This window comes from Nocardioides lacusdianchii (assembly GCF_020102855.1).
Classification (GTDB): Bacteria; Actinomycetota; Actinomycetes; order Propionibacteriales; family Nocardioidaceae; genus Nocardioides; species Nocardioides lacusdianchii.
The window spans coordinates 1-16891 of record NZ_JADHZD010000002.1 but is presented as its reverse complement, the minus strand read 5'-3'; the positions used below and the strand labels follow the sequence as shown (position 1 = coordinate 16891).

18 protein-coding genes are annotated in these 16891 nt (G+C 66.5%); 15 read left to right on the top strand and 3 right to left on the bottom strand.

Annotated features, from left to right (window positions below):
• Positions 1–26 precede the first annotated feature (26 nt).
• The gene (locus IRX98_RS22465) at positions 27–380 is read right to left on the bottom strand and encodes a hypothetical protein (RefSeq protein ID WP_235744729.1); all 354 of its coding nucleotides are present in this window, start codon (positions 378–380) and stop codon (positions 27–29) included.
• Positions 381–515: 135 nt separating this feature from the next.
• On the opposite strand from IRX98_RS22465, the gene IRX98_RS02730 reads away from it, so the two are divergent.
• The 15 genes from IRX98_RS02730 (at position 516) to IRX98_RS02665 (ending at position 14252) form a co-directional block, all read left to right on the top strand.
• Positions 516–830, top strand: coding sequence for a hypothetical protein (locus IRX98_RS02730; protein ID WP_224274250.1), 315 nt, complete (start codon positions 516–518; stop codon positions 828–830).
• A gap of 280 nt (positions 831–1110) precedes the next feature.
• Positions 1111–1671, top strand: coding sequence for a matrixin family metalloprotease (locus tag IRX98_RS02725; RefSeq protein WP_224273669.1), 561 nt, complete (start codon positions 1111–1113; stop codon positions 1669–1671).
• Between the two features lie 214 nt (positions 1672–1885).
• The gene (locus IRX98_RS02720; protein WP_224273668.1) at positions 1886–2326 is read left to right on the top strand and encodes a hypothetical protein; all 441 of its coding nucleotides are present in this window, start codon (positions 1886–1888) and stop codon (positions 2324–2326) included.
• 539 nt (positions 2327–2865) lie between these two features.
• The gene (locus IRX98_RS22955) at positions 2866–2991 is read left to right on the top strand and encodes a hypothetical protein (protein ID WP_268928632.1); all 126 of its coding nucleotides are present in this window, start codon (positions 2866–2868) and stop codon (positions 2989–2991) included.
• A 92-nt stretch (positions 2992–3083) separates the two neighbouring features.
• The gene (locus IRX98_RS02715) at positions 3084–3923 is read left to right on the top strand and encodes an ATP-binding cassette domain-containing protein (RefSeq protein WP_224273667.1); all 840 of its coding nucleotides are present in this window, start codon (positions 3084–3086) and stop codon (positions 3921–3923) included.
• A gap of 220 nt (positions 3924–4143) precedes the next feature.
• Entirely contained in the window at positions 4144–5343 is a 1200-nt protein-coding gene (locus IRX98_RS02710; protein WP_224273666.1) for a hypothetical protein, read from the top strand.
• Positions 5343–6005: a hypothetical protein gene (locus tag IRX98_RS02705; protein ID WP_224273665.1), complete on the top strand. Its 663-nt coding sequence runs from the start codon at positions 5343–5345 to the stop codon at positions 6003–6005. The genes IRX98_RS02710 and IRX98_RS02705 overlap by 1 nt, the downstream gene beginning before the upstream one ends.
• 325 nt (positions 6006–6330) lie before the next feature.
• Positions 6331–9213, top strand: coding sequence for a Na+/H+ antiporter subunit A (locus tag IRX98_RS02700; protein WP_224273664.1), 2883 nt, complete (start codon positions 6331–6333; stop codon positions 9211–9213).
• Entirely contained in the window at positions 9210–9701 is a 492-nt protein-coding gene (locus tag IRX98_RS02695) for a Na(+)/H(+) antiporter subunit C (RefSeq protein ID WP_224273662.1), read from the top strand. Before IRX98_RS02700 ends, IRX98_RS02695 begins: the two co-directional genes overlap by 4 nt.
• Positions 9698–11386, top strand: coding sequence for a Na+/H+ antiporter subunit D (locus IRX98_RS02690; protein WP_224273660.1), 1689 nt, complete (start codon positions 9698–9700; stop codon positions 11384–11386). The genes IRX98_RS02695 and IRX98_RS02690 overlap by 4 nt, the downstream gene beginning before the upstream one ends.
• Positions 11383–11949, top strand: a complete 567-nt coding sequence (locus IRX98_RS02685) for a Na+/H+ antiporter subunit E (RefSeq protein ID WP_224273658.1) — start codon at positions 11383–11385, stop codon at positions 11947–11949. Before IRX98_RS02690 ends, IRX98_RS02685 begins: the two co-directional genes overlap by 4 nt.
• Positions 11946–12248: a monovalent cation/H+ antiporter complex subunit F gene (locus IRX98_RS02680; RefSeq protein ID WP_224273656.1), complete on the top strand. Its 303-nt coding sequence runs from the start codon at positions 11946–11948 to the stop codon at positions 12246–12248. The genes IRX98_RS02685 and IRX98_RS02680 overlap by 4 nt, the downstream gene beginning before the upstream one ends.
• Positions 12245–12610, top strand: coding sequence for a monovalent cation/H(+) antiporter subunit G (gene mnhG, locus IRX98_RS02675; RefSeq protein ID WP_224273654.1), 366 nt, complete (start codon positions 12245–12247; stop codon positions 12608–12610). The genes IRX98_RS02680 and mnhG overlap by 4 nt, the downstream gene beginning before the upstream one ends.
• 57 nt (positions 12611–12667) lie before the next feature.
• Positions 12668–13507, top strand: a complete 840-nt coding sequence (locus IRX98_RS02670) for an aldo/keto reductase (protein ID WP_224273652.1) — start codon at positions 12668–12670, stop codon at positions 13505–13507.
• 25 nt (positions 13508–13532) lie between these two features.
• Complete coding sequence (locus IRX98_RS02665) at positions 13533–14252, top strand: peptidylprolyl isomerase (protein WP_224273651.1); 720 nt, start codon at positions 13533–13535, stop codon at positions 14250–14252.
• Positions 14253–16145: 1893 nt separating this feature from the next.
• On the opposite strand, the gene IRX98_RS02660 is transcribed toward IRX98_RS02665, so the two are convergent.
• Both IRX98_RS02660 and IRX98_RS02655 read right to left on the bottom strand, forming a co-directional pair.
• Positions 16146–16466, bottom strand: coding sequence for a hypothetical protein (locus IRX98_RS02660; RefSeq protein WP_224273650.1), 321 nt, complete (start codon positions 16464–16466; stop codon positions 16146–16148).
• Positions 16467–16759: 293 nt separating this feature from the next.
• The coding region (locus tag IRX98_RS02655; RefSeq protein ID WP_224274230.1) for an integrase core domain-containing protein at positions 16760–16891 on the bottom strand (132 nt) is incomplete at its 5' end.

The window sequence follows — 16891 nt, the reverse complement described above, 5'->3', positions numbered from 1 at the left end:
TCTCCCACGAGACCCTCGCCTCGTATCTACGGCGGCTCCAGATCGCCAACGGCCTGCCCGCCGACCGGACCGGAGCCAACCTCGGTATCAAGCCCGGCGACGACATAGCAGTGATCCTCGGTGCACTCACCGGCCGCCCGGCGGACGCCTTGAGGTTCGCGCTGCCGCAACTCCGCACCGACGATCGACGCATTGCTCCGCTCCTTCGAGGGGAGCCGACCCATACCCACAGCGCCTGCCAGCTGTGCTGTCGACGCGCCGGGATCGCCCAGGACGTGCGGCGTTGGGTCACCCACGACGAGGTCATCTGCCTCCACCACCGACACTGGCTTGGAAGCCCTCTCGACGAAGCAACCCAGCAGCTCGACCTCGCTGGCCATCCGGACGTCCTTGCCGCTTGGCGGCGACACCGCAACCTCATCACCCGCCGCGGCCGCACGGCCGTCCACGACGTCTATGAGACCTCCGCACGCATCGTCTCCGACTGGCACCACCAGAACCGGTCACTCCCCGCCGTGACCGCCCGACTCGACAGCCTCCGAGCAGGACGACCCTGCACCTACCTCGATCCGCTCGTACACGCCGCCCGCTACCCCACTGCCGTCGCGTTGACCGCCCTGCTGACCTCACCACACTGGCGACACCTCGCCTTCAACGCAGACGACACCCGCGTCCGACACTTCCTCCAACGCGTCGCCGACACAGTCACCAACGGCTACTACCCCACCGGCGGCCAAGACCCCCTCCGTCACCACCTCAACAACGGAGTCCCCGCCCAGCGGGTGCTACCCCGGCCCGGCGCACCCCTGGCCCAGAGTGCCAGTACCTGACCCACGCCGTCCGGCATCTTCCGATGGCCCTCGAAGGCGGGAACCGCGTGGCGACATTGCACGTCGAAGTTGCAGTTCGGTCATAGCGCAATTGCCCGTGAGGTGCTTACACTCATAAGCACTTCTCGGGCAAGCTTCCCGCGTCCGAGGTGCGGTGGAGGCCTCGGCGAAGCTCCCACCGGCTGAAACGATCGGACCGCCGTCCGCTTACCAGCTCCCTTTCGGCTCCTTGCAACCATCGTACAGAGGAAGACTGATGAAGAGACGAGCGATGCGACTCATGGCCACCGCACTGGTTGCCGGCACCGCGTTGGCGCCGCTTGCTGCGGCTGCGCCGGCTCAGGCCTACTGCGGCAGCAACTACACCTGGGCCGGTAGCAACCTGTACATGAAGATCGGGTCGAACGTACCGTCGGGATGGAACAATGCCATAGTGGCCTCGGCTGGACAGTGGAGTAACATTTCGGGCGCCAGTTGGGCGATCCTAATTACGAGTGCGGCGGAAAGCATGACACTCAGGTATGCCACACCGGCGGGTGGGTTCGGCGGTGCGCCGGGTGTGACGACTCTGGCGATCTCCGGAAACACGGTCGTTAGCGGTGATGTGTACTTGAATCCGAACTGGTCATGGAACCTGAACGGCAATCTCAATCAGGCGAATCGGGTAGCCGATGTCCGAACCATCACGGTCCATGAGCTTGGCCACGAACTGGTTCTTGAACACCCCAATCAGTGCGGCCCGATGTCCTCCGCAGAAATCGCGGCCGCCATGAACCCCAATTATGTTCAGAAGTGGAATGTTAACAGCGACGACAGGGCCGGCGCGGCCTTCATGAAGTGAGGATTGACTTATGAACGGTACTAGGACCCGTCAGGCTCTAGTTACAATCGTCGCGACTCTCGCTCTTGGGGCAACTGGCTGCAGCCAAGCTGAGACCAAACGAGAGACGGTTGGCGAAGCAAAGGCGGAAAAGCCGACCACGGGTCCCAGTCCTGCGACTGTGACTCGAGTCTCGGGTTACCCTCTCGATCGGTCGCTTGCGGGACTCGTCACTATGCCTGACGTCGACACCATCGTGGTCGTTAAGGCAACCAAACTCGGGGCCCCTCAGTTCATCGGCAGCATCGGACCTGACGGTTCGGAGTCGGCGGACGAGTTTATCGTTACGCCGATTGATGCGACTGTCGATTCGGTTCACCGCGGAAACGCGGTGGTGAAGGACCCAATCAGACTGATTGTTGGCGGCGGGAAGATCGGTGACGTGGAATTCATTGCCGGCCCCGAGGTTGCTCCTCAGCGCAAGGATATCGCCCAGTATTCGAGACTACTAGTGGCCGGAAAGACCGTCACCTTGGACGGACTTGGTCAGGTTCTTGACGCGTACTTCGTATACGGAGTGAACGGTGAGGGGCAGGTCAAGAGTCTGATGGAGTCCGCGAGCGGCGGCGTGGTGAACTTCTCGCTTAGCGAGTTGCAGGCTCAACTCGGTTCTTGATCGCCCTCGTTCAAAGGACTCTTCAGACCCCAACCGCACTCTGGATTGTCACGAGCCTGATTGACTCGGCTTGCTCCCCCTCGGATCAGCACACACCCGTACGCTGGGCCGATCCCGCTCACGTAGTGCACAAGGCGGTTACTCTTTGCATGCGCGTCGCGCAGGTCGCAACTGCTTCAGAGCCATTTGGTTCCAGGACGCGGTCCAGGTCGACTTGAGGAGTTGCGCCAACTTCAGTGAGAGGCGGGCTGACCACCAGTCTCGCTGAAGTTGACGCATCCCGCGCTGTTGAACGTTCCGTGCGTCGGATCGGATGAGACGGGACATCCACTGCCCCGCCTGCAACGACCAAAATGCTCGTGACCTGCGAAAACACTGCAGAACCAGACCTCCTTACGGACGTTGGCGGGGCACTCGTGTGGTCGAAGCCGTCGCCCTACTGGCCGAGCGACACGCCGTTGACCTGCGCAGACATAAAGCCGGTCTCATCAGATGCATCATTGACTCACTGGATGTAACGGGAGATTTGGGAGTGCTCGATGCAGATTGACGACTCAGGGCGGGTCCAGCTGGTCCAGTCGACGCCAGTCCTCCGACCCGACGAGCAAGTGCTCCAGATGATGCTCGACGGCTGGCGCAACCAGCAGCTGTCCCGCAACCTCTGAAGTCACCCGCGGAGTTGGCGACACAGCTTCCGCCCCAGGCCGACGGCGTTGTCGCCGTCGGCCTGGCTGCTGTCACACACACATACGGGTCAGTGAAGGCGCTGCAGGACGTGACGCTCGACCTAGAACCGGGCACAACGGTGCTCCTCGGTCGTAACGGTGCGGGGAAGTCAACGCTTTGTCGCATGCTTACCGGAATCGAGCGCCCCGATGACGGCAAGCTCGTCCGCAATGGACGAGAGCTGACTCGTGCCGAGGATTGGCGCGCCCACCATGCCGACACCGGTTGGCTGCCCCAGCATCTAGCCGCGCCGCTGTCGATGAGAGTCGAGCACTACTTGCGATACGCGTCTTGGCTAAAGCGCGTGACGCCGACCGACGTCGAGATGCGAGTCGATGAATCGCTACGCCGGACTGATCTTGCCGACCAACGTGCACGGCGCCTCGGTCAACTATCTGGCGGGATGTTGCGTCGCGCAGGCATCGCGCAAGCGGTCGTGCACGAGCCTCGCCTGCTCGTGCTGGACGAACCCACCGTGGGACTCGATCCTGAGCAACGAGCTAGATTTCACGACATCGTGCGCACCTTGGCAGCAGATCGCATCGTGTTCATATCGACCCATCTGCTTGAGGATGTCGAGGCGTTCCCAGGTCGGGTCGTCGTGCTCAACAACGGCACGGTGTGTTACGACGCCACCACAGAGGAGCTTGCCGACCGGGGCCGTCGCGTCCGCCGCGAGGGCGCTGATGCGAGTAGGTCCGAGCAGGGTGCGGGCTCCGGGTATGACGGCTCGCCTCACCTAGACCTGCGTGCCGGCTTCTTGGACGTGCTGGCTGCGTCCGACCGCCGTTTGAACGCCACACATCCACGTCAAGAAGGAGACCGGCCAGGCGAGGACTCGAGCCGCACTTTTGGGCAGCCTGATGCCTAGGCCGCTGTTCCTCGAGATACCGCCTCGACTAGGATTGATAGGCGCCTTAGGTGTTGCCCTCTGTCTGCCCATCGCGTACGTAGGCCGATGGGATCAATGGTTAGGTCTGTGGACCGAAACCCAGAAGCACACCGGCACTGCCTTCATCTTCGCCTTGCCCGCGGCTGCGGCGGTCGGGGCGTTCCTAGGCGCAACCACGGCCCGCAACGGCATGGATTCCATGCGCCAGGCAGCCGGACGCAACGCGTTGCAGGTTCAAGCACGCGCCGTGCTTGAACCTGCTGCCTGGACCACCGTCGGTTATCTGCTCGGCGCAACGCCGGGCCTGGTTGCAACTTCCTTCAGCGCCGAGTATGGCCGACCCGCATTGTTGCCCGTGCTCGCTCAAGTCGCCTGCATATGCGCCGTGACCATCATTGGTCAGGTCGCTGGTTCGAGACTGCCTTGGTACCTAGGTGCCCCAATCTGCGCCTTGGCCGTTTACCTCCTGCTCGGATTCCTTTCTTTCAACGCCGACTCCATTCTTCTGGCGATGACTCCCATCGACGAAAGGCGAGTGACGTTCCAACCCGTGCTTGCATGGGTACTGGGACTGCAAACAGTGTTCTGGCTGACAGTCGCACTGCATGTCTTGATGCGAAGGGTAGGCGCGAAAAGAGTCTCTTCGGCTGCCCTCATCGCTGCGGGACTGGTAGCAACGCCACTCTTGGCCATCACACCAGAGACCAGAGGGGTGGACCTTGCCGCAACAGAACTGCGCTGCGAGGTGACGTCGGGTGCGCCGGCAGGGGAAACCGACTCCCCGGCAGGCACCAAGTCTTTGGCGTCGTCCTTGTGTTTGCCCCGCGGAAAGGAGATCGTACGTAAACAACTTGGCCCTGAACTTCACCTCGCGACAAACCTTCTCGCCGGCCTGCTGCCAAAAGTGACCTACGTTGACGACGAGGCGGCAGGCATCTCCGCAGAGGTCAACCGGGACATAGAAGAAATCACTTCACGAGAAGAAGCTCTGGACGCCGACGTTGTTTCCTTGTCACAAGCCAGCGACATCAGCGCCTACGCCTACCTTGACACCGATCAAGTCCACTACGGCCTTGTGGCCTACTTCATCCCACGGGTGGCGTCCACCGCGTCCGGCGATGGAGCGGAGAGGGGTTCAGAAGTAGCCGACTTGCGCCCCCTGGCCTCGCCGACTGACGTCCTCTGGCGTTGGTACCTCACCGAGGCCGGCGCCAAGACTGACGGGTCCGGCCCATTCGGTGGCCCAACTCTCGACCCGCGGTTTCTCAACTACGACAGCCACGAGTCTGATCTCGCGTTCTTTTCCGACCTTGACGCGGACGCACGCGCGGACTGGTTCCATGAGCACGCGGACCAGATCCGGACCGGATCGCTCACTTGGGAGGCTTTCGAACACTGATGAGGACCGCACGGCACGACCGGGTCCCCACGACGGCGCCCCGGCGTCACTACAGAATGGTCAGCGCATGGGCCGCAGCTCACGCACTGACATGGCGCTGGTGCGGTGCGGTGCTGGTGGCTTGGGCGGCTGTGAGCCTATTTGCCGCCATCACCGTTCCAATCAAGTACCCCTACGAAGCGTTGGGAACCGTTGTCGACTCGGGCGTTATCGCAGGCATCGTGATACCCGTCATAGTTAGCTGCACGGTCTTGTATGAGGGTCCACGAGACCTGATTGGATCGGCCGCGCGCAGGCTGATCGTTCCCCGGATTGCGCTGGTTTCGGGCATCTACGTCCTTACATCCGCTGCTGCGGTGGTCACCGCCGTCATCGCATCTCTGCCGGTGGTCATCGTGACGGTCGACGCCATGTTGTTCGTGGCCCTCTGCGCTCTGGGCGTCAGCCTGCTCGGTGTGGGGCTGGGCTGGCTCTTGCCAGTTGTCTTCGCCTTCGTCTTCAGCGCTCCCGGTCTTGTCCCCTGGGAATACAACGTCATCTACCAGCGAGACGTGTCCAATGCGTACCTTGCGCTCGTAGCAGGCGCGCTCATCGCAGGAATGGGCGCCTACGCCTCGCAAGGCTCCCGAGATCGAATGGTCGACCGGTCGGTGCAGGGCTGACATCGTCGGTTTCCCGCCAAGAGAATCCGCGAGCCGCTCTAACAGCCGTGTTGGCTCTCAGAGATGGCTGCCCATGGCCGCAGACGCGTCCGTCCGATCAGAGCCGCCAGCCCCGTGATTGAAGGTCGATGCGACGAAACTTGATACGCAGGGTGTCCAGTAGTGCAGTTCCCGGTCCGATCGCGCTGCTCCGCATGGGGTCTGTCCCCCATCTTCGGCGTGCGAGCGCCTGCGTGTTCGTGGTGCGTGTTCGAACGCCGCTACGTTTGGTGCTGCCGGTGACATCCGCCCGGCACGACCACAACGGACCACGAGGACCACCGCCGTGCTGCTGCTGATCGCTGCCCTGCTCGCGGTCGCCGCGCTGTCACCGTGGCTCGTCCTGCGCTCCGGGCGCCGCATGCTGGGCGTCCTGGCCCTCGTGCCGGCGGCCGGCACCATCTGGATCGCGGCCCAGGGGCCGGCGATCAGCGCCGGCGAGGCGCTGGTCGAGGTCCATCCCTGGGTGCCGAGTCTCGGCATGGACCTCGCGTTCGCGATGGGAACCCTGCAGTGGGTGATGTCGCTCGTCGTCCTCGGCGTCGGGGCGTTGGTGCTTGCCTACTGTGCGTCGTACTTCCGGGACGACGACGTCGGGGTCCCCCGGTTCGCCGGTGTCCTTGTGGCGTTCATCGCCTCGATGCTCGGGCTGGTCCTGGCCGACGACCTGCTGCTGCTCTACGTCTTCTGGGAGCTCACGACCGTCTTCTCGTTCCTGTTGATCGGGCACGATCCCGACCGCCGGGCCAGCCGTCGGGCAGCGATCCAGGCGCTCGTGGTCACGACGTTCGGCGGACTCGTCCTGCTCGTCGGCGCGATCCTGCTCGGCGAGACGGCAGGCACCTACCGGATCTCGGACATCCTGGCCGATCCCCCGGCCGGCGCCGCGGTGACCGTCGGGGTGCACCTGCTCCTCGTCGGTGCGATCAGCAAGTCGGCCCTCGTCCCCTTCCACTTCTGGCTGCCCTCGGCGATGGCGGCACCGACCCCGGTGAGCGCCTACCTGCACGCCGCGGCGATGGTGAAGGCCGGCGTCTACCTGGTCGCGCTGCTGGCGCCCGCGTTTGCCGGGGTGGCCGGCTGGCGGACGGCGCTCCTCGGCCTCGGCCTCGCCACGATGGTCGTGGGCGGCATACGCGCCCTGCGCCAGCACGACCTCAAGCTCCTGCTCGCCTACGGCACGGTCAGCCAGCTCGGCTTCCTCGTGCTGGTCCTGGGCATCGGCACCCGCAGTGCGATGCTGGCCGGGCTCGCCCTGCTGCTAGCCCACGCCCTGTTCAAGGCGACCTTGTTCCTCGTCGTCGGCATCGTTGACCACGCCACGGGCACCCGTGACATGCGACAGCTGACGGGGCTGGGCCGGAGGCTGCCGCTGCTCACGGTGACCGCGACGCTCGCAGCGGGCTCCATGGCCGGGCTTCCCCCGTTACTAGGCTACGTAGCCAAGGAAAGCGTGCTGGTGGCCCTCGTAGACGTGGCGCGCGAGGGTGACGGCACGGGCATCGCCGCAACCACTGGGTGGCTGCTGGTGGCCGGTGTCGTGGCGGGGTCGGTGCTCACCGCCGCCTACTCGGCACGATTCGTGTGGGGAGCGTTCGGCACCCGCGAGGTGGACGAGCCCCTCACGGTCCGCTCCCCATCGCTCCCCTTCGTCGCCGTCCCCGTGGCCCTGGCGGCTCTCTCCCTGGCACTCGGGATGTTCGGCGGACCGCTGACCCGCGTGCTCGAGCGTCCGGCGTTCGCCTTCCCCGCCGGTACGCACGAGCCCGAGCTCACGCTGTGGCACGGCGTCGGGCTCCCGCTGCTGCTCACGGTCGTCACTCTCGCCCTCGGCATGGCGCTCTTCGTGGCGCGCGAACCCGTCGCCCGGGTGCAGGCGGCCCTCGCGCACGACTGGAGCCTCGAGCGGGCCTACCGCGGCGGGATGCGACTGCTCGACCGCACCGCGGTGGAGGTCACCGGTGTCGTCCAGCGAGGCTCCGCCGCGGCGTACCTCGCCATCATCCTCCTCGTGGTGGTGATCCTCCCCGGCGCGGCGCTGGTGCAGGGCCTCGACGACATCAAGGTGAAGGCGTGGGACACGCCCGCGCAAGGTGTCGTCGGCGTGGTCATCGTGGTCGCGGCCCTGATGACCGCCCGCTCGCGCCGCCGCATCCGGGCGGTCCTGCTCGTGGGAGTCACCGGCTACGGCACAGCGGTGCTCTTCGTGCTGCAGGGCGCGCCCGACCTCGCCCTGACCCAGGCGCTGGTCGAGACCCTCACCGTCGTCGTCTTCGTGCTCGCCCTGCGCCGGCTCCCGGAGTACTTCACCGACCGACCGCTCAGCCGGCAGCGCTACCTGCGTGCCGCGCTCGGCCTGGCCGTCGCGGTCGTGACGGCGGGGTTCCTGCTGGTGGCCGGGGCGGCTCGCACCAGACCGCCGGTGTCAGTGGCCCTGCCGCAGGAGGCGCTCGACTTCGGCGGTGGCGGCAACATCGTCAACGTCGTCCTCGTCGACACTCGCGCGTGGGACACCCTCGGCGAGCTCGCGGTCCTCGTGGCAGCAGCGACAGGCGTGGCGAGCTTGGTGTACGTCAACGCGCGGGGTGCCGACATCCGCCGGGTGCACGAGATCCCCTACCCGTCGGGGGTGAAGAAGGTCGCGACCCAGCCTGGTCGTCGAGCCTGGCTGCCGGGGTCGCGCACGCTGCCGCCGGAGAAGCGCTCGATCATCTTCGAGGTGATCGTCCGGCTCGTCTTCCACACGCTGGTCGTCATCTCCATCTACCTGCTGCTCGCCGGGCACAACCTGCCCGGCGGCGGTTTTGCCGCCGGCATGACTACCGGGCTGGCGCTCGTGGTCCGCTACCTCGCCGGGGGTCGCTACGAGCTCGACGAGGCTGCTCCCGTGGACGCCGGACGCTTGATCGGTGCGGGGCTCGCGGTCGCGGCGCTGGCCGCCCTGCTCCCCCTCGCCTTCGGTGGTGTGGTGCTTCAGTCGGCCGTCGTCGACGTGCAGGTCCCGCTCCTGGGCGAGTTGCACCTCGTCTCGTCCGTGCTGTTCGACGTCGGCGTCTACCTCGTCGTGGTGGGACTCGTCCTCGACCTCCTACGCGCCCTGGGCTCCCACATCGACCGCGACATCCAGCGCGACCTGCGGCGCGCGCAGGCGGAGGTCCACACCGCATGAGCGTCAACCTCACCCTCGTCCTGGTCGCGGCGGCTCTCCTCGGCTGCGGTGTCTACCTCGTGCTCGAGCGCAGCCTGTCGCGCGTGCTGGTCGGGTTCGTCATGGCGGGCAACGGCGTGAGCCTGTCCTTCATGGCTGCGGGCGGGCCCGCCGGCCGCGCCCCGATCGTCACCAAGGACGGACCCACCGGAGGCCTCACCGACCCACTCCCCCAGGCAATGGTGCTGACGGCCATCGTCATCACGCTCGCCACGACGGCGTTCGTCCTGGCCATGGCCTACCGCAGCTGGCAGCTCAACGGCCACGACGACGTGCAGGACGACATAGAGGACGACACCATCAGGCGCCTGGCACTACGCGACGTCACCTCCGAGGCCTACGACGCGACGACCTCCGACTACCCCGGCGACGACTCCAGCGGTGACGTGAACCAGGGACCTGACGATGACCCGCTCGCGTCCACCGAGGAGGAGGTGAGGTCGTCGTGAACTCGCTCGTCCCCCTCCCGGTGCTGCTGCCCGTCCTCGGCGCCGGCGCCTCTCTGGCCCTGCTACACCATCCCCGCCTCCAGCGGTGGCTCAGCCTTGTTGTCCTCGGCTCGGTGGTCGCGATCTCTGCGATGCTCCTCGTCCAGGCGGACGCCCACGGCCCGCAGACCGTCTGGATCGGCGCGTGGCCCGAGACCCTCGGGATCGTCCTGGTCGCCGACCGGTTGGCGGCGCTGATGCTGCTCGTCAGCAGCATCGTGACCCTCGCCGTCCTCGCCTACTCCGTGGGACAGGGCATGACCGAGGACGAGGAGGGTGCGCCGATCTCGGTCTACCACCCGACCTTCCTGGTACTCGTCGCCGGGGTGTCCAACGCCTTCCTGGCCGGCGACCTGTTCAACCTCTTCGTCAGCTTCGAGATGCTGCTGTTCGCCAGCTACGTCCTGCTGACGCTGGGCGGCACCGGGGCACGGGTGCGGGCCGGGACGATCTACGTCCTGGTGAACCTGTTGTCCTCGACGCTGTTCCTCATCAGCCTCGCGGTGACGTACGCCGCTACGGGCACCCTCACGCTCGCGCACCTCGCCCAACGGTTCGCCGAGCTGCCCGACCACGTCTCGCTGATGCTCCAACTTCTCCTGCTGACCACGTTCGCCATCAAGGCGGCCGTCTTCCCGCTGTCGTTGTGGCTGCCCGACAGCTACCCGACAGCGCCCGCGCCGGTCACCGCCGTCTTCGCCGGGCTGCTCACCAAGGTCGGGGTCTACGCCATCCTGCGCACGCAGACGCTGCTGTTCCCCGACAGCCCGCTCACCGGCCTGCTGCTCTGGGCAGCGCTGCTGACGATGCTGATCGGCATCCTCGGCGCCATCGCGCAGTCCGACATCAAGCGGATGCTGTCCTTCACGCTGGTGAGCCACATCGGCTACCTCATCCTCGGCATCGGCCTCGACAGCCGCGAGGGCACCGCCGGAACGATCTTCTACGTCGTGCACCACATCACCATCCAGACCGCGCTGTTCCTCGTGCTCGGGCTCGTGGAGCGCCGGGCCGGCAGCACCGCCCTGATGCGCATCGGCGGTCTCGCCCGGATCGCGCCGCTCCTCGCCGTGCTGTTCTTCGTCCCCGCCATGAACCTCGCCGGCATCCCGCCGTTCTCCGGCTTCATCGGCAAGGTCGGGCTCTTCCGGGCGGCCGAGAGCGACGGCGGCTGGCTTGCCTGGACCCTCGTCGGCGCCGGCGCCGCCACCAGCCTGCTCACCCTGTACGCCGTCGCCAAGACGTGGGCGGTCGCCTTCTGGCGTACGCCGCTCGAGGCCCACGAGGCACTGGAGGCCATCGGTGACGCCGAGTCCGTGCCCGGCCACGACACGCGCGTCGTGCACCCGCACCGCGGGCACGTCCACACCGCGCAGGGCACCGTCAGCCGCAGCGACATCGAGGAGGCTCGACGCCTCGGTGACGACAGCGAGCCCGAGCGCGACTTCCACACCCTCATCCAGGACGGCGACGACCTGCGCCACTCCCCTCTCGGCATGGTGGCACCAGCAGCCGCGCTCGTGGCAGTCAGCGTCCTGCTGACGGTGGTCGCCGGCCCGCTCTACGCGCTCGGCGACCGCGCGGCGTACGACCTCCACGAGCGCACGACCTACCTCACCGCGGTGCTCACCGAGGAGACGCCATGAGCCCCGTCATGCGCACGAGGCGTGACGGCACCGTGCGGCCCGCTCGCCACCGCGCAGTCCAGCCCCTGTCCGTCGCGTGGTTGCTGCTGGTCTGGCTGGCCCTGTGGGGCGACGTCACCCCGTTCCTGATCGTCGGCGGCGTGCTGTGCGCGGTCCTCGTCAGCGTCGTCTTCCCGCTGCCACCCATCGATCTCGGCTCCAGGATCCACCCGCTGCCGCTGCTCGGCGTGGTGGTCCGCTTCGCGGTCGACGTCGTGCGCGCCAGCGTGCAGGTCGCGGGCGTGGTGCTGAGGCGCCGACCGGTCCGCAACGCGGTCGTGGCCGTCGACCTCGAGACCGAGTCGGACTTCATCACGACCCTCGTCGCCTCGATGTTGTCGCTCATCCCCGGGTCGGTCGTGGTCGAGGTGAGACGGTCCACCCACACGCTCTACCTCCACGTGCTCGACACCCCCGACGCGTCGGCGGCCGACGCCTTCCGACGCACCGCGCTCGACCTCGAGCAACGCGTGCTCCGCGCGCTGCCGCCCCGTGCCGCCGAGGCCGATCGGAGGGCACGATGACCTGGGTCCTGGTCGCGGCCGGAGCGATGCTGGCCGTCGCCGCTGCACTCCTGCTCGTCCGGCTCACCGTTGGCCCCACGATCCTGGACCGCAGCGTCGCTCTCGACGTGCTGGTCGCGGTGACGGTCTGCGCGACGGCGCTCCACGTCGCGCACACCGGGGTCACCTACGTCCTGCCCGTGCTGGTGGTGCTCGCGGGGTGCGGCCTGGTCGGGCCCGTGAGCGTGGCTCGCTACGCCAGCCGCAGCGACGACCTCGAGGCCGGCGCGCCCGAGAAGCGGCGGGGGGGTGCGCGATGAGCTGGACCGCCGCCGCCGACCTCGCTGCCGCCGTGTGCATCCTGCTCGGGGCCGTGCTCGCGCTGCTCGCGTCCATCGGGGTGCTCCGGATGCCGGACCTGCTGAGCCGGATGCACGCCGCGACCAAGCCTCAGGTCCTCGGCACGGTGCTCGTGATGACCGGCGTCGCCCTGCGACTGCGCGACCCGGGGGTCGTCGGACTGCTGGCGCTCGTCGTCGTCCTGCAGATGGCCACGACTGTGGTGGCCAGCCACATGGTGGGCCGGGCGTCCTTCCGGTCCGGTCAGGTCCGGCGCGACCTCCTCGTCGTCGACGAGCTCAGCGACGGCCCGGCGCACGAGGAGCCGCGCGGCGCTCCATGAGGTCGTGGGCCGACCGCCGCGGGACGAGGCGTGGTCCGGGCGCCTAGGTTGGGGCGCATGGCTGACACCCCGACGTACGCCCTGAACGACGGCACCACGATCCCGGCGATCGGCTTCGGCACCTATCCGCTGCGTGGCGAGGCCGGCACCGGCGCGATCCTCAACGCGCTCGAGGTCGGCTACCGGTTGCTCGACACCGCGGTGAACTACGAGAACGAGTTCGAGGTCGGCGAGGCGCTCCGTCGCTCCGGCCTGCCCCGGGACGAGGTGCTCGTGGCCAGCAAGATCCCCGGTCGCCACCACGGCTACGAGGACGCCGTCGCGTCGGTGCGCGCATCGCTGGAGCGCCTCGGCCTCGAGCACACCGACCTGCACCTGATCCACTGGCCCAACCCCAGCCAGGGGAAGTACGTCGAGGCGTGGCGCGCGCTGGTGCAGCTGCAGAAGGATGGACTCGTGCGGTCGATCGGCGTCTCGAACTTCACCGAGGAGCACCTCGGTCGCATCATCGACGACACCGGCGTCACGCCCGCGGTCAACCAGGTCGAGCTGCACCCGCGCTTCCCGCAGGACCGGATGCGCGAGGTCCACGAGCGCCTCGGCATCCGCACCGAGGCGTGGAGCCCGATGGGCAAGCGTCGCGCCCCGCTCGACGAGGACGCCGTCACCTCCGCAGCGCGCGCCCACGACGTCTCCCCCGGCCAGGTCATCCTGCGCTGGCACGTCCAGCTCGGTTCGCTGCCGATCCCCAAGTCGGCCGACGCCACGCGCCAGGCCGAGAACCTCGACGTCTTCGGCTTCGAGCTCACCCCCGCCGAGGTGGCCGCCATCACCGCCCTCGGCGAGGACGACGGGCGCCTGTTCGGCGGCGACCCCGACACCCACGAGGAGATGTGAGGCGCGGCTCGTTACGATCGCCCGCATGTCGAAGCGACCCGCACTGAAGCGTCCTGCCGCCGTCCTGGCGTGCCTGTCCGTCCTCGTCCTCGCCGGATGCGGTGACAGCGGCGACGACACCGCGTCGGACCCCGCCGGCGGCTCGGAGTCGTCCTCGGAGACCACGGCCTCCGGCGAGACGACCACGTGCGAGTACCCCGAGGACGGCCGCGAGGCCGCCCGCGAGGTCGAGGCGCCGGACGCCGAGGCGCAGGCCGAGGGCACGATCGCCGCGACCATCACGACGAACTTCGGCGACATCGGCCTCACCCTCGACGCCGCGAGCGCGCCGTGCACGGTCAACTCGTTCGTCTCGCTGGCCGAGCAGGGGTTCTACGACGACACCCCGTGCCCGCGCATCGGCGACCTGGAGGGCTTCGGCATCCTCCAGTGCGGCGACCCGACCGGGACCGGTGCGGGCGGCGCGGGCTACTCCTTCGCCGACGAGCTGAGCGGTGACGAGGCGTACCCCGCCGGTACGCTCGCGATGGCCAACACCGGGCAGCCGGACACCAATGGAGCTCAGTTCTTCCTCGTCTTCCGCGACTCGCAGTTTCCGCCCCGATACACGACCTTTGGCACGATCGACGAGGCTGGCCTCGCCGTTATCAACGAGATCGCAATGGAGGGCAACGATGGCGCGCACCCCGCCGGCGGGGGCGCTCCCAGCAAGGCAGTGACGATCGAATCGGTAGAGATTGGATAAGGTCGCCGGCTTTCGCTGCAACTTAGGGCAGTGACCCGTCCTCTACGTCGGGTCACTAGGAAGACATGCAACACCGTGTCGTCCAGTCGGAGCCGCACTGCGGTACGCCGTAGCAAGGGTTCATCATCCTCCCTGCCCGCGTTGGCCGTTCACATGGACGTCACGCCCTGTTTGCCTCGGCCGATGACAGACGCGAGAAGGGCGAGCGCGAAGCCCGCAAAGGCTGCCCACCACGCGGCCGGACGCGACGGCTCCGGAGTCAATAGTGCTACGCGAGCGAAACTGACGAAACTCGCAAGAATGAGGAAGCAAGTGACAAAACCGTTAGCAAGATACCTCTTCACTTCTGATCCAATCCTAGGATTGCGCGATGGAGAGCGACACACTTTTCGCCAGTCCGCTGTGACTCCAACATGAGATAGGCAAGTACCTCAGACGCTGGACCCAACTCGCCTTTCGACTGGTATGCAGGGAGTACTGACGGCGGACGAGAGTCGGAACCGCCATCGCATGCCGACTGGTATCGCAGCCATTCTCGGAGGAGACCGGTTGTCGCTGCACTCGCACGGAGCGCTTGCTCTCTGAGACGCTCCGCTTCATCTGGCGCGCATTCGCTGATGGATCCAGCGAGAACCAGTCCCCAGAAAGCGCCGCCGTCCGACACGATCTCGTCGTCAACCACATGTCCAGTGTCGCCCCCTGGAAAAGCGTCACACGGTGAATCACCTACAACGAGGTTTACCGTGGCAGCTGTAGCCCTCCCCGCGATGCCAAGCGAGGCGACAAAGTCAAGGTCGACCTGCGCGAGGTCAGCCGCAGCGCCGCCTGCAAGCATCAGGCTCCATGCACCCAAGATGACAGAGCGATCATCCCCAGCGGAACCGGTCGAAAGCGGAACGGACTTACCGAGGATTCGCCATGCTGCGACAAGCGCCACCGAGTCCGCGACGGTAAACGGCTCCCCTTGATCGATGGTGCGTCCCGCCAAGATGACGGTTGCCCTAAGGCGCTTCAAGGTGTCCGCCTGCAACTTCGGAAGCCGGGACCCCGACGAAGCGACGACCCGTGCGAGATTGAAGACCTCAGCCTGGTTCAGCGTCGCACTTCCAGAGAGCCACTGGGAGGCGACTGTCCGCACCTGTCCTTCAAGGTTCGCAATCGCTGATCGATCGGCGTGGTTTGACGCCGCGATGCTCTGTAGGCCGTCCAGCACAGCGACCGTCTGCATGGGCCCCTTCGCCACGTACTTCGAGGCTGCCGAGGCGCGAGGCAGGCCGACCGAACTGGGACACCGACCGGAAGTGGCTACCGCAGCGCGGTCCAGGAATGCACCCACGGTTGCCTCTGAAGGGCTGAGACGCCAGTCGCATTCCGATGACTTGTCGCGGCTAGCATCCATGGCGCCAATCGCGCGAAGGTGCCCAGCCGATTTCGGTTCTGCCGTACTTAGCTCTCGCCGGACACGCGGCCCGATTGCTCTTCGAAAGGACGCCTCACCCAAGGACAGTTTCGCAGCCACCAACAAATCCCAGTGACCGACGTCGTTGGTGTCAAAGTGCGTTGCCCAGCGTCGGAGCTCGTGAGCCAGATCCCCGGACGCGTCGGCAAACTCGTCCTCAACGAGTGTCAACACGATCCTTGCCCGCAGCACGCGCTCGGGGTCAGCGTGGTCAGGAATCGCCATAGCTTCAACTCCCCCACGCTGGTCCGTGATCGCGAGGGCGGTCAAGACTGCGTCAAGCTCAGGGGCACGGTCGGGTAGATCAGGAGCCGACGAAGGCGCGGATGAGCGGCCGTCGTCCGTGCAACTCACGAGGGACAGCGTAAGGCTGAGAGCAAGGAGCGCGATCCACATGGATCGCGCTCCCCGCCCGAATGCATGTCGGCGCATTGTCAGATCGGGTAGCCCTGCGGGTGGACCTTCTTGTACGCGTACACATTCCAGCTGGATCCTTGCCAGACAAGCTTCGACGACGAGTCGTGGGACACCCACAGCCATCGACCGTAGCTATTGCCCCGAGCGGTGACGCCGTCCCAGTTGTGCGACCCGCTCCGCCGGTTGTCCCAGGTGGTCGAATCCTTCACGCAGTTGCCCTCGACCTGGACGGACGGCGGCTTCGTGAAATCAACGCCACCAAAGCCGTACTTCGACACACAGATCTCGTCGGTCAGAGTCAACTTGATGTTGTTGGCGTACGGGGAAGTGGGGGCCACGGGACCAGGGACAGCCCAGTTCGTGGATGAACGCGAGGTGTCGAAACGCCATGTGGAGGTCGACGGGGTTGACCACGTGTCAGTGAAACTGACCCGGAAGTTATAGCCACCTCCTGCAGGCTTCGAACCACTCGCCGAGTTCTCGATGGCGCTCGCTGGGTTCGCAGTCAAAGTGGCGAAAGCCGGAACGAGTGCAATTGCAGCGATGAGCTTGTGTAGACGACGCAATGTGGCGCCTTTCCTAGTTGATCCATCAATGAATGCCCAGGAAACCGGGTCGATGGATCGACCAACTAGGTGTGATGCCCAGCCAGGTTGTCCAACCTGGTGATGGGTGTGGCCTTCCCGATTGCTGAGTGGGGCCGGTGGTGGTTGTACTCGTGGACCCATGCTGGCAGAGCCGCGAGTCGGGCTGACTCGGAGTT

Excerpts from the sequence above, each read along its gene's own strand:
- IRX98_RS22465 (WP_235744729.1), bottom strand. The coding sequence starts at position 380 with ATGGCCAGCGAGGTCGAGCTGCTGGGTTGCTTCGTCGAGAGGGCTTCC.
- IRX98_RS02725 (WP_224273669.1), top strand. The coding sequence starts at position 1,111 with ATGGCCACCGCACTGGTTGCCGGCACCGCGTTGGCGCCGCTTGCTGCG.
- IRX98_RS02720 (WP_224273668.1), top strand. The coding sequence starts at position 1,886 with ATGCCTGACGTCGACACCATCGTGGTCGTTAAGGCAACCAAACTCGGG.
- IRX98_RS22955 (WP_268928632.1), top strand. The coding sequence starts at position 2,866 with ATGCAGATTGACGACTCAGGGCGGGTCCAGCTGGTCCAGTCGACGCCA.
- IRX98_RS02710 (WP_224273666.1), top strand. The coding sequence starts at position 4,144 with ATGCGCCAGGCAGCCGGACGCAACGCGTTGCAGGTTCAAGCACGCGCC.
- IRX98_RS02705 (WP_224273665.1), top strand. The coding sequence starts at position 5,343 with ATGAGGACCGCACGGCACGACCGGGTCCCCACGACGGCGCCCCGGCGT.
- IRX98_RS02695 (WP_224273662.1), top strand. The coding sequence starts at position 9,210 with ATGAGCGTCAACCTCACCCTCGTCCTGGTCGCGGCGGCTCTCCTCGGC.
- IRX98_RS02685 (WP_224273658.1), top strand. The coding sequence starts at position 11,383 with ATGAGCCCCGTCATGCGCACGAGGCGTGACGGCACCGTGCGGCCCGCT.
- IRX98_RS02680 (WP_224273656.1), top strand. The coding sequence starts at position 11,946 with ATGACCTGGGTCCTGGTCGCGGCCGGAGCGATGCTGGCCGTCGCCGCT.
- mnhG (WP_224273654.1), top strand. The coding sequence starts at position 12,245 with ATGAGCTGGACCGCCGCCGCCGACCTCGCTGCCGCCGTGTGCATCCTG.
- IRX98_RS02670 (WP_224273652.1), top strand. The coding sequence starts at position 12,668 with ATGGCTGACACCCCGACGTACGCCCTGAACGACGGCACCACGATCCCG.
- IRX98_RS02665 (WP_224273651.1), top strand. The coding sequence starts at position 13,533 with ATGTCGAAGCGACCCGCACTGAAGCGTCCTGCCGCCGTCCTGGCGTGC.